The organism is Streptomyces torulosus (assembly GCF_001419765.1).
In the GTDB taxonomy this organism is placed as follows: Bacteria; Actinomycetota; Actinomycetes; order Streptomycetales; family Streptomycetaceae; genus Streptomyces; species Streptomyces torulosus.
In genome coordinates, this window is sequence record NZ_LIRK01000709.1 from 1 (window position 1) to 10650 (window position 10650).

The following is a 10650-nucleotide window of genomic DNA, read 5'->3' on the forward strand; positions in this document are numbered from 1 at the left end:
CCCTGGCACATCGCTGAGGTAGGCGGAGCGCATGACGTCCTCCAGGTCGTTCTCCTCCAGGGCGAGATCGGTGACCTGGAAGCGCCCGATGACGACCTTCAGGGCCTCGTGCACGGAGGGGGCGCCGTCGCCGACGGGCCCGAACACGACGCGGGGCCCTTCGCGGCGCAGGACTCCGACGCCGGCGAAGCCGGGCAGGGAGGAGAGGTCGCGCTGACCACCGTCGGCGCCGTCGCCCCTCACGAGCTGCTCCTGGCGCTCGATCTCCTGGACGTCGGCGGGGTCGGCGAGGGTCGCGCGAATCTGCCAGGTACCGCCGAAGCGGCGCCGGATCTCCTGGAGCGGCCCGTCGAGGACGATGCGGCCGTGGTTGATGAGGACGACCCGCTCGGCGAGCCGGGCGACCTCGGTCATGTCGTGCGTGGTGAGCAGTACGGTCCGCTCCCGCTCCTCGACCTGGTGCCGCAGGAACCGCCGGACCTGCTCCTTCACGACCACGTCCATGCCGATGGTGGGTTCGTCGAGGAAGACGACGGGAGGGTCGTGCAGCAGCGAGGCGGCGAGATCGCACCGGACGCGCTGCCCGAGGGAGAGATGCCGGACGCGGGTGTCCCAGAACTCGGAGAGTTCGAGCAGCCCGTCGAACTCGTCGATGCGCTCCCGGTACCGGTCCTCGGGAACGCCGTAGATGTCGCGGAGGATCGCGAACGACTCCCGGGCGGGCAGGTCCCACCACAGCTGGGTTCGCTGCCCGAAGACGGCGCCGATGTTGTGGGCGTTGCGCTCCCGGTCCCGGTGCGGCACGACGCCGGCGACGAGCGCCTCGCCGGAGGTGGGGGTGAGAATGCCGGTGAGCATCTTGATCGTGGTGGACTTCCCGGCCCCGTTGGGCCCGAGGAGTGCGAGCAACTCCCCTCTCCCCACACGGAAGTCGACGTCCCGCACCGCGACCTTGGCCACGCGCTCCGGGCTGACGAGCGACCTGAGCGCCCCGCCGAACCCGGGCCGGCGCACGGTCGTATGGAACACCTTGGACAACCCGCGCGCCTCGATCACCGCGTTCAATGGCATCACATCCGTTCTGCTCGGCGCCCTGCCGCACGGGCCGTACCCGCCGGGCAGCACCGCGCTCCGACCAACCACCCGGACGCCCATCCGAAATCCCGAACACCGTCCGACACAACGGCGCCGATGCTAGGCCCCTCCCCCCGACAGCGAGAACCGAATTACCAACCTCAAACAGATCCGACCGCCCCACCACCACCCGCTACACTGGCCGCGGCGAAGCACCACACCACGCCACCCCGCCTTCGTAGCTCAGGGGATAGAGCACCGCTCTCCTAAAGCGGGTGTCGCAGGTTCGAATCCTGCCGGGGGCACCAGCGCAAAGGCCCCGGACCAATCATGGTCCGGGGCCTTTGACATCCACTTTTGACATCAACGGGGACGAGACGGAGCGCATCCGGCATGACGAGAGATGAGGCCCTCTACCGGTTGAAACAGCTTGCAAGGGCTCAGGCACTCGGACGTCACGTCGGCTCGGACCGCCTGATCCAAGCTGGCCTTGACGCTCTCCTGGCCGACGTCGATTCCCCTTCGCTTGCCCTCCTGGCCGGCCTAGGCCGTCGTGAGGAGCATGAGGCACGGGAGCTGTTCGACCACGTCGTCGACGAGCTGGGGTTGGGTGTCGAGGCGCCCGCGGACCCGATCGCTGCCAGGTGGGCGTTGGCCTACTGGTTGGCCGCTCAGATCGCCGACGGCTCCTTGGACCCGGCGACCGGTGCCGACCTCATATGGGTCGAAGCAGCATCAGACCTCGGCTATCCCGAAGCCCTGCAGCCGATCGTCGAGTGCGCCGTCCATCTGGACGACTGGAACGCCGCTTGGAGCACTCCGCTGGAGCAGCTCAAGGAGGAAGTCCTTGTCGCCGCCCGTGCGCTTGTTGCACGCGGCGAGCCCGAAACCGACGCATGAATGGTCACGGAGCCCCAGGACGGCCGTGACCCCGGGGCTTCGCGTCTTGTATGGAGGCAACGGGGGCGGTCGGCCCGAATCAGGACGCCTCTTCAAAAGCCGGTCCATGTGGCTCATGGTTTCGCGCTGGGTGTCCTGCACGACGTGCGTGTACACGTCCATGGTGATGCTGACTGCGAGTGTCCGAGGATCTCCATCACGACGCGGGGCGCGACTCCGGCCGCCGTTAGGAGGGTCGCCGTGCCGTGCCGAGCGTCATTGAGCCGGATGACGCGGAGGCCGGCGGACTCGGCGACGCGGGTGAAGGAGCGGTAGACGTTCCGCGGCTCAACCTGGCGACCGGTACGGGTGGTGAAGACGTACCCCGACTCGTGCCACTGCTCCCCCGCCTTGACGCGCGCGGCCGACTGCCGCATCCGGTGCCAGCGCAGCGGGGCGATGCAGAGCGCGGGCAGCGGTACGACGCGACGACGGCGGCTCTTGGGGTCGTCGTCGTACAGGACGCCGCGACGACGCTGGGTCTGCTGGCGGACGTAGAGGACACGATTTTCGAGGTCGAGGTCGAGGTCGAGGTCGAGGTCGGACCAGCGGAGACCGATGATCTCTCCCCGGCGCAGGCCCGTGGCGATGGCGAGCACGAAGGCCGCGTAGAGCGGGTCTCTGCGGGACGCGGCGAGGAAGTCCAGCGTCTCGTCCAGGCCCCAGGTCTTCAGCTCTTTGTTGTCCGCGGGGCGGCTCGACCAGCTTGGGGAAGTTGCGCGCGATCAGCTCCTCACGACAGGCGGACGACAGCGCGGAACTCAGAACTCGGTGCGACTCCTTGGCTGTTGCTGCGGTGGCCTCCTTCTCCAAGCGGACGGGGAAGCGGCGTACGTCGGCGACGCCGAGGGATTCGAGCCGCTTGGAGCCGAGCAGCGGCACCAGGTAGAGCCGGACGTGCGACTCGTACTTGTCGTACGTGCTGAGCTTCCGCCGAGGCTTGATCACGTTGTCCAGCCAGTACGGCAGCCACTCGGAGAGCTTGGCCGAGCGGGGTCGGCACGGGCGCGCCCTGGTCGACCTTGGCGAGCAGTTCCCGGCGCTTGGTGTCGCACTCCTGCCAGGTCCTGCCGTAGGCGAACTTACGGGCGCGGGTACCGTCCGGCTGGAGCACGTACACGGCGCACTGATAGCGGCCGTGGCACGTGATCGCCCTGTCGGTGACGGACGGCGGAGGAACCGGCACCGCCCCGAAGGTCGAGCACCAGGACGACGCCAAGAGACCCGCATAACCACGGAACCCGAAGCCGCCTGGTTCAATCTGCGATTTCCGCTCGCGAATCGTGTGAGAGATATTGACGCAGTTCACCGGAACCTTATGATCCAGTCGATCGACATTCCGACCCTTGTTCGATATAGCGAACATGCGAGGGCCGCACCCCGTCGGCCTCCGGACAGCCTCTGACGGGACCAACCCGGAGCCGCCAGCTCAAAGGATGACGAGGTTCGCATGCACAGACGTAGTTTCAGCCGCAAACACCCGTCTGCGGCGCTCGCCGCTACCGTTGCCACCCTGGCCGCCCTGGCGGCGACGCTCCTCGCCAGCCCCGCTCAGGCGGCCACCACCAGCGCCGTGCGGGGCGTCGGTTCCGGCCGGTGTCTCGATGTGCCGGGCGCCAGCCAGACCGACGGCACCAAGCTGCAGATCTGGGACTGCACCGGCGGGACCAACCAGCAGTGGACGCTGACGGACAACAACCAGCTGACCGTGTACGGCAACAAGTGCCTGGATGTCCCGGGCCACTCCACCACGGCCGGGACCCGGGTGCAGATCTACACCTGCAACGGCGGTCCGAACCAGCAGTGGCGGGCGAACGCCGACGGCACGATCGTCGGTGTGCAGTCCGGGCTGTGCCTGGATGTCTCGGGCGGCGCCACGGCCAACGGCACGGCGGTACAGCTCTGGAACTGCAACGGCGGCAACAACCAGAAGTGGACCGGCCTCTCCGGGACACCGAACACGTGTGCCCTTCCGTCGACGTACCGGTGGACCTCGACCGGTCCGCTGGCGGAGCCGGCGAACGGGGCGGCCTCGTTGAAGGACTTCACCGCCGTGAAGTACAACGGCCAGAACCTGGTCTACGCGACCACCTCGAGCGCATCCGGGTGGCGCGCGACGGGGTTCCGTCCCTTCACCAACTGGTCGGACATGGCGACGGCCCCTCAGACCGCAATGAGCGGGGCCCCCATTGCGCCCACGCTGTTCTACTTCGCGCCCAAGAACATCTGGGTGCTGGCCGCGAACGGGTGGGACACCGGCTGGGCCTTCACCTACCGCACGTCCACCGACCCGACCAACCCCAACAGCTGGTCCGCGCCGAAGGAGCTGTTCACCGGCAGCCTCCCCGTCGGCGGCCCGATCGACCCGACCCTGATCGCCGACGGCCAGAACATCCACCTGTTCTTCGCCAACGACAAGGGCAGCATCTTCAGGTCGACCATGCCGCTCGGGAACTTCCCCAGCAGCTTCGGCTCCTCGTACACGACGGTCATGAGCGACACCGAGGACAGGCTGTTCGAGGCCCCCGAGGTCTACAAGGTCCAGGGCCAGAACCAGTACCTCATGATCGTCGAGGCGAAGGGCGCGAACGGGCGCTACTTCCGCTCCTTCACCGCCACCAGCCTGACCGGTACGTGGACCGAGCAGGCCGGCACCGAGAGCAACCCCTTCGCGGGCAAGGCCAACGCCAACGCGACGTGGACCAACGACATCAGCCACGGTGACCTGGTCCGCAACAACCCCGACCAGACCAAGACCATCGACCCCTGCAACCTGCAGTTCCTCTACCAGGGCAGGAACCCCGCATCGAACGGCACCGACTACCTGTTGCTGCCGTACCGGCCGGCCCTGCTCACCCTGCAGCGCTGACCCGCCCGCTTCACGGTGTTCGCGATGCGGGTCTACCCGCCGACGCGTAGACGAGCTGTCCACGACGTGGGCGAACCCACCCGCTGACCGACCCACCGCCTTGAGGAACCCCAGCCGCGCGTCGGCCGGGGTTCCTCCCTTCTGGGGACTTTCCTCAGGGAGGGACCGAAGCACCATGACGCCACCGGGTATCCGCTTGCCGGCCGTGGTGTGCCGTGAATTCCGCAAGCTTCATCCGGGCCACCGCTCCGCATCGCCCTCACCGTCGCCCTCCTCGACCCGTCGCCTTCCTGCTGCGACCACGCGAGCACACCCCGACCATGAGCGAACGGCCCGGGCCCACACGGAACTTGACACGGATGTCGCATTCGACCAGGGGGTGTTCAACCAGTCCTCCAGCTCGCTGACGGGTTTGCCCTCGACGACCTCCTGCAGCCAGGAAGAGCGATGGCGAGGGATGCCGGCGCTGTTGACACGCCCTGTCGACGGATCTGCGGGGTCAGCCGGGGAGCCGGGGGGATCTTCCGAGGCCAGGGGCGCGGCCCGTCCAATCGTCGTCGCTTCCCAAGCTGATGACCGACAGCTCAGTACGGCCGCGGAATCTCGTGCTCGCTCAACGCTGCCTCGTACCGCGCCAGCAGAGCATCCAGGTTCGCCAGAAGAAGGCCGGCGGAGTCGCGAGCTTCATCCCCGTCGCCTCGCTCGCATGCCTCCACCACGTCGGCCACGTCGCTGCGGAGGATGTGAAGAGAGTCGCCCTGCACCAGAACCCCGGGGAACCGTCTGCCGGGCAAGCGAACCACGGCGTCGTTGCCACCATCCGTGAACAGCTCAGCCTCAATACGCTCCATCGGGCCATCCAACCTGACATCACCAGCTGACATCAACGACAGTGCACAGAGGCAGACTTGAGTGGCCGAAGGCACAGGGCGCACGAGAGCGTCAAAGCTCCAGCGCGGCCGACGGACTGCCGTCGAGGCCAGCGAGTTGCCCGTGTGCCGCAGATCATGGAAGTGCGGCTCGGCCGTGACGCCCGCAGCCGTCCGGGACTTCCCCAGACGTCCCGGGAGTTGCTCCGCCGCAGCTGTCCCACCCGGGGCCCGACGAAGACGTGCCCGTCACGGCCGGGGCCGGCGAAGTGCTCCAGGTGGTGCGTGACGGCGTCGACCAGTTCGGCCGGGAAGGAGACGGTACGCACCCCGGCCGCAGACTTCGGTGCCTTGTCGAAGAGGCGACCGCTCTGCAACTCAGCCTGAGCGAGGCCAACAGTGACGGTCAGACCTTCCAAGTCGGATTTCCGACGCCGTAAGGCCGCCAGCTTCCCAAACCGCAGCGTGGTGAAAGCTCTGGGATCCTGCGGGCGGTGGAGGGCGCCGCCGACGCCTTCCCGGTCCACCTCGGACGCCGACCACAGCCCGGCGTGCACACGCGTCACGCGGTCTCGCCCGGATGCGTCCGGTCGACCGGCGGTCTGCTGGCGGCCAGCCAGGAGCGGAGTGGGCCGGCGCCCCGCGCGGGGTCGAGCGTGAGGTGCAGACGCGTCCCTCGCCCCGAGGTGAACGCCGGATAGCTGCGCTGCTCGCACCCGGCGAACAGCAGCCGGAGAGCGTCCGCGACGTGCCGGGCCGCTTCGGCGTCCATGGAGACGATGCGCACCTCGACCGTGCCCTCGGCGGGAGCGTCGTCCGGGAAGGTGTCGGTCAAGGGTGAGGTGTCGGTCAAAGAGATGTGAGTCAAGGGTGAGTGCGACTGCAGGGATTCGGTGGTCATGATCGGCACCTGCCCCGGGCCGTGGAACGGCTCGTGTCGTGTCGCGCGGCCCTACCGCGCCGCGCGCCGAGGATGAGACCAGTCCTGCCACCGGAGTACGAAGTACCCTCGACTCCCTCCACCGTACTCCTGGACACCCTCGCCGCGGCCGCTCCCGGCCTCGGCGACGTACGGTGGGAAGTACCGAGGGCATCACGCACTCCGGCCGCCACGCCGGGTCGTCCTCGGCGAGAGAGGACACCCCGAGCCACCCCAGCGGTCGGCACGGAGACGGGTCGGCATCATGTCCGCCGCGATCGCAGCAACTCCAGGCACGCTCGTCAGGACCGCCCGCGTATCACCTACCCGCACCGGCCGGCTCTTCTGCCGAGGGGAGGCGTGATGGGCCTTTCCCGGCTGGACATCCACCGGCGGAACCGAGGGGAGGGGGCACTCGTCACGCTCGACGGTGCGATCGGACCGGCCACGGCACCGCTGCTGCGGGCCGCGCTGGAGCAGTGTCTGCGCGACGGCGTCACCGCCATCGACGTCGACCTGACCACGGTCGGCTCCTGCGACGCCAGGGGCCTGGACGTCTTCCTGTCGATGGCACGGCGCGCCGGCCGGGTGCACACTTCTCTGCGGTTGCACCATCCGTGCGCGCAGATCACCCGGCTCCTCGCTGTCACCGGCTCCGCCCTCCGGCTCCTCGCGGCCCCCACGGATCCCGTGCCGCCCGCGCTGCCCCGCGGCCTCTGGGAAGCGCCCTCCTCGGGTCCGTCGGCCGACGGGACGCGGGGGCGGACGCGGACGCCGGAGGACACCGCTCGCGCACCGGTCCTCAAGGACGGAATCCGCCTGCGTCGGCTGACCCGTTGGCAGACCGAAGGAGTGGAGCAGGACATCGCGGACCTGGCCATGGCGTCCGTCGCGAACACTCCCGGTGCGCCGTTCCACGACCGGGGAGAGTTCCTGCGCCACCTCGCCTTCAGTGCCAGGCGGCCCGGCTTCGCGCTGCTGGTCGCCGAGACGACGGTGCTCGTGGGCTGTGCCTATGGCTTTCCGCTGGGCCCGGACGGCTCCGGCCGGCGAGGGTTCGACCGGTTGCTGCAGGAGAGCATTCAACGGCTCACCGCCTGCGCTCGGTTCGTCGTCCTCACGCAGGTCGTCGCCCATCCGCACGCTCAGCGCCACGACATCGCCCGCCGACTGCAGCAGCGCCTGCTCGCCGACCGGCACACCGCCCTCGGAGTCGCCCTGCTCCATCCGGCCGACCAGGCCGGGCATGCCGCGTTCGTGCGCTGGGGCTGGCAGAACATGGGAGAGCTCGTCGGGCTGCCCGGCCCGGTCGCCCCCTGCTTGTTGATCCTGCCCCTGGAGAGCCCCTCCCTCGCGGGCCGGTGATCAGGGGGACTGTCGTGGTCGATGAACCGGCGGGCCGTACCAGCCGCGGTGCTCTTGCCACCCGTCGTCCGCGGTACGGGGGCGCGCTGCGCGCGGTGGTCGCGCCCGCGCCGTCGACCACGGCCGGGGGTACGCTGGCAGTTACCGAGAGCTTTTCGGCCGTACGACCACGGCGAGGCCGTTCCCCGCGAGTGTCAGACGCGGGCAGCCGAAGGCCGCCTGGGACGGGATCGCACGATGGACGCCATCACCAAGCCCGCCGAAGGCGCACCACCAGGTGACGCGCACACCTACCGAATGCCCTTGCCCCGTCTGAGTCTCACGCCGGGCGTCAGCCACGGCCCGCTGGACGGAGCGTGGTGGCCGCGCTGTGACGCGCTGGAACTGGAGTTGCCCGCGCTGGTCGGCTCATTGGACCCGGCTGTCGGCACCGTCACCCGGGTCACCGTGGACCCCGCGTCCTGGCCCGATGCTCCGCAGAAGGTGATGGCGCCCGGGCATGTGATCGAGGTGGTCCGGAGCGACGCGGCCGCCGAAGCGCATGCCATCACCCTGGACTGCAGCACCACGGGACGCTGGGAACTGCTGGTCATCCCACCCGACGAGCCGGTCGGAGCAGCCACCCGGCTGCTGACCGCCGCCGCCGACCCCGAGAACCCGTTGTCGGCCCCGCGCATTCTGGCAGTCGCCGAGAGCGGCCTCGAGGGAGAAGCCACATGGGAGTCGGAAGGAGGCCCCGGACTCAGGTGAGGGGCCCGACGCGGTCGAGCCCAGGTGACCGGCCGTCCGGTCCGGTCTTCGAATCCCCCGGTGGAGCCATGGCACGAGCGATCTCTTCGTCGTCCCACACCGCCGCGACCGATGCGCGCCAAGCATGGCGGGTGAGCGGATGATGCCGGGACGACGTGCGGACCACTCCGAGAGCTTCGGGGAAGCGCTGCTGGGAGCGGTTCTCGACCGCGCGCACGAGCTTCCTCCCCATCTCATCGGGCCCGTGGTCGCCGACGTGGCGGAGCGACTGGGGGCCCGCCTTCCGCAGGTGCTGCTGCAGGACTACGGCCAGCTGATGCTCGTACCCCTGCCCGGCGAGGGCCTCGCGGACGGGGAGCCCCAGCCGATCGACGACTCCGACGCGGGGCGCTGCTTTCTCGACGCGATCCGCGTCGAGGTGTCCGACGACGACGGCGTACGGGTCCACCTGCCGCTGCTGGACGGCGGTGACCAGGTGGGGGTCATGGCGGTGACGCTGGACAGCGTCGACGAGCACGACCGCCGCCTGCTGCACAGGATCTCCGGCCTGGTGGCCGACCTGCTGGTGACCAAGCACGGCTACTCCGACCTGTTCTTCGCCACCCGACGTGATGAGCCGATGAGCGTCGCTGCGGAGATCCAGTGGTCCCTGCTGCCACCGCTGGCGATGATCATGCCCAGGGTCGCCGTGGCCGGGATCCTGGAGCCCGCCTACGACGTGGCGGGTGACAGTTTCGACTACGCGCTCAACGGAGACGTCCTCCACGTGGTCATGATCGACGCGATGGGGCACGGTCTGGACGCGGCCACGATGGCCACCGTGGCGATCGGCTCCTACCGCCATGCCCGCCGCGCCGGCATCGGGCTGTCGGAGATCTACGACTTCATGGACCGCGCGGTGGCGGAGCAGTTCGGTCCCGAGCATTTCGTCACCGCGCAGATGATGCAGCTGGACACGACGACAGGGCGGGTCCAGTGGGTCAACGCGGGGCATCCGCCGCCGATCCTCGTCCGCGACCATCGCGTCGCGGGCCGCCTGACCGCCCCGACGACCCTCCCTGTCGGCCTGGGCGGTGCGGAGCCACGGATCAGCGAACTGGGACTGGAGCGGGGGGACCGCGTGCTCTGCTTCACCGACGGACTGGTCGAGGAGCACAAGACAGGCAGGGAGGAGTTCGGGGAGGGCCAGCTGATCTCCTGTGTGAACCAGTTGGAGAGAACCGGCCGCGGGGTTCGGGCGGTGACGCGTTCTCTGTCCCACACGCTGAAGCGGGCGCGGGGCGGACACACCACGGATGACGCGACGCTGCTCATGGTGGAGTGGCGTGGATGATCTTCATCGCTGTCACCCGTCCGCCTCGGTCGAGCGACGGCTCGTCCGTCGGACGGCCTTCACTCGCTTCTGGTGTCGATGAGGATCTGTTCCGCCTGGCTGATGTTGTCGGCCCGGACGGCCTGGGCCATCGCGGCATGCGCGGCCTCCGGTGTCGCGTGCGGGGGGACCACCAGCAGTGAGAACACGTCCTGGTCGCCGCGGGTGATCAGGACGGTGTCATCGCCCACCGGGAAGGAGTCGATGTGCACCACCCGGTCGTCGACGACGATCCGCGTCGGGAGCCCTTCCCAGGCGGCGGAGTCCAGCCCGACACGCGTCACGGGGCCGAGGTGTGCGATGAGGGCGCTCACCAGCGCGGGCAGCTCGGCACCGATGTCGCGCGACCGCGGCCACCAGGCACCGTCCAGGACGCCTTCACGCGACTCCGTCGTTTCCAGCCGGAGCAGTGCGCACCCCGGCCGCACGGCGGCGTGGACGCCACTCGGCAGATGCCGGGAAGCAGGGGGTGAAGGGGGTGAAGGGGGTGAGG

Annotated in this window: 9 protein-coding genes, 1 tRNA gene and 2 pseudogenes; 6 read left to right on the forward strand and 6 right to left on the reverse strand. The window is 69.3% G+C overall.

The features are described 5' to 3' along the window. Nucleotides 1-1071, reverse strand: a 1071-nt coding sequence (locus tag AOK23_RS38090; RefSeq protein WP_055717054.1) for an ABC transporter ATP-binding protein, incomplete at its 3' end; no start/stop codon positions are given. Between the two features lie 235 nt (nucleotides 1072-1306). Between AOK23_RS38090 and AOK23_RS38095 the strand changes: the two genes are divergently transcribed. Further along, nucleotides 1307-1382, forward strand: a tRNA-Arg gene (locus AOK23_RS38095). Nucleotides 1383-1467: 85 nt separating this feature from the next. Continuing rightward, nucleotides 1468-1974: a hypothetical protein gene (locus AOK23_RS38100; protein WP_055717049.1), complete on the forward strand. Its 507-nt coding sequence runs from the start codon at nucleotides 1468-1470 to the stop codon at nucleotides 1972-1974. Nucleotides 1975-2055: 81 nt separating this feature from the next. Here AOK23_RS38100 and AOK23_RS38105 read toward each other — a convergent pair. After that, nucleotides 2056-3199 (reverse strand): annotated as a pseudogene (locus AOK23_RS38105) (tyrosine-type recombinase/integrase); the annotation flags it as partial. 264 nt (nucleotides 3200-3463) lie between these two features. Between AOK23_RS38105 and AOK23_RS38110 the strand changes: the two are divergent. After that, the gene (locus AOK23_RS38110; protein ID WP_055717050.1) at nucleotides 3464-4882 is read left to right on the forward strand and encodes a non-reducing end alpha-L-arabinofuranosidase family hydrolase; all 1419 of its coding nucleotides are present in this window, start codon (nucleotides 3464-3466) and stop codon (nucleotides 4880-4882) included. Nucleotides 4883-5466: 584 nt separating this feature from the next. Here the strand turns inward: AOK23_RS38110 and AOK23_RS38115 are convergent. From AOK23_RS38115 to AOK23_RS38125, 3 genes and pseudogenes are all read right to left on the reverse strand, one after another. Continuing rightward, nucleotides 5467-5733, reverse strand: a complete 267-nt coding sequence (locus AOK23_RS38115; RefSeq protein WP_055717051.1) for a DUF6959 family protein — start codon at nucleotides 5731-5733, stop codon at nucleotides 5467-5469. A gap of 117 nt (nucleotides 5734-5850) precedes the next feature. Then, nucleotides 5851-6227, reverse strand: a pseudogene (locus AOK23_RS52255) (tyrosine-type recombinase/integrase); the annotation flags it as partial. Nucleotides 6228-6313: 86 nt separating this feature from the next. Continuing rightward, a complete protein-coding gene (locus tag AOK23_RS38125; protein ID WP_055717055.1) occupies nucleotides 6314-6586 on the reverse strand; it encodes a hypothetical protein in 273 nt (90 codons plus the stop codon). A 447-nt stretch (nucleotides 6587-7033) separates the two neighbouring features. On the opposite strand from AOK23_RS38125, the gene AOK23_RS46160 reads away from it, so the two are divergent. From AOK23_RS46160 to AOK23_RS38140, 3 genes are all read left to right on the forward strand, one after another. Then, entirely contained in the window at nucleotides 7034-8035 is a 1002-nt protein-coding gene (locus tag AOK23_RS46160; RefSeq protein ID WP_079049937.1) for an STAS domain-containing protein, read from the forward strand. 297 nt (nucleotides 8036-8332) lie between these two features. Further along, a complete protein-coding gene (locus AOK23_RS38135) occupies nucleotides 8333-8785 on the forward strand; it encodes a DUF5994 family protein (protein ID WP_055717057.1) in 453 nt (150 codons plus the stop codon). Nucleotides 8786-8924: 139 nt separating this feature from the next. Beyond that, nucleotides 8925-10118 (forward strand): PP2C family protein-serine/threonine phosphatase, encoded by a 1194-nt coding sequence (locus tag AOK23_RS38140; RefSeq protein WP_055717053.1) that lies wholly within the window; start codon nucleotides 8925-8927, stop codon nucleotides 10116-10118. Between the two features lie 59 nt (nucleotides 10119-10177). Here the strand turns inward: AOK23_RS38140 and AOK23_RS38145 are convergent, their stop codons facing one another. Continuing rightward, nucleotides 10178-10609: a DUF5994 family protein gene (locus AOK23_RS38145; protein WP_063791478.1), complete on the reverse strand. Its 432-nt coding sequence runs from the start codon at nucleotides 10607-10609 to the stop codon at nucleotides 10178-10180. Nucleotides 10610-10650: the final 41 nt, after the last annotated feature.

Coding starts and splice junctions, on each gene's coding strand:
- AOK23_RS38135 (WP_055717057.1), top strand. CDS start 8,333: ATGCCCTTGCCCCGTCTGAGTCTCACGCCGGGCGTCAGCCACGGCCCG.
- AOK23_RS38100 (WP_055717049.1), top strand. CDS start 1,468: ATGACGAGAGATGAGGCCCTCTACCGGTTGAAACAGCTTGCAAGGGCT.
- AOK23_RS38140 (WP_055717053.1), top strand. CDS start 8,925: ATGATGCCGGGACGACGTGCGGACCACTCCGAGAGCTTCGGGGAAGCG.
- AOK23_RS38110 (WP_055717050.1), top strand. CDS start 3,464: ATGCACAGACGTAGTTTCAGCCGCAAACACCCGTCTGCGGCGCTCGCC.
- AOK23_RS46160 (WP_079049937.1), top strand. CDS start 7,034: ATGGGCCTTTCCCGGCTGGACATCCACCGGCGGAACCGAGGGGAGGGG.
- AOK23_RS38115 (WP_055717051.1), bottom strand. CDS start 5,733: ATGGAGCGTATTGAGGCTGAGCTGTTCACGGATGGTGGCAACGACGCC.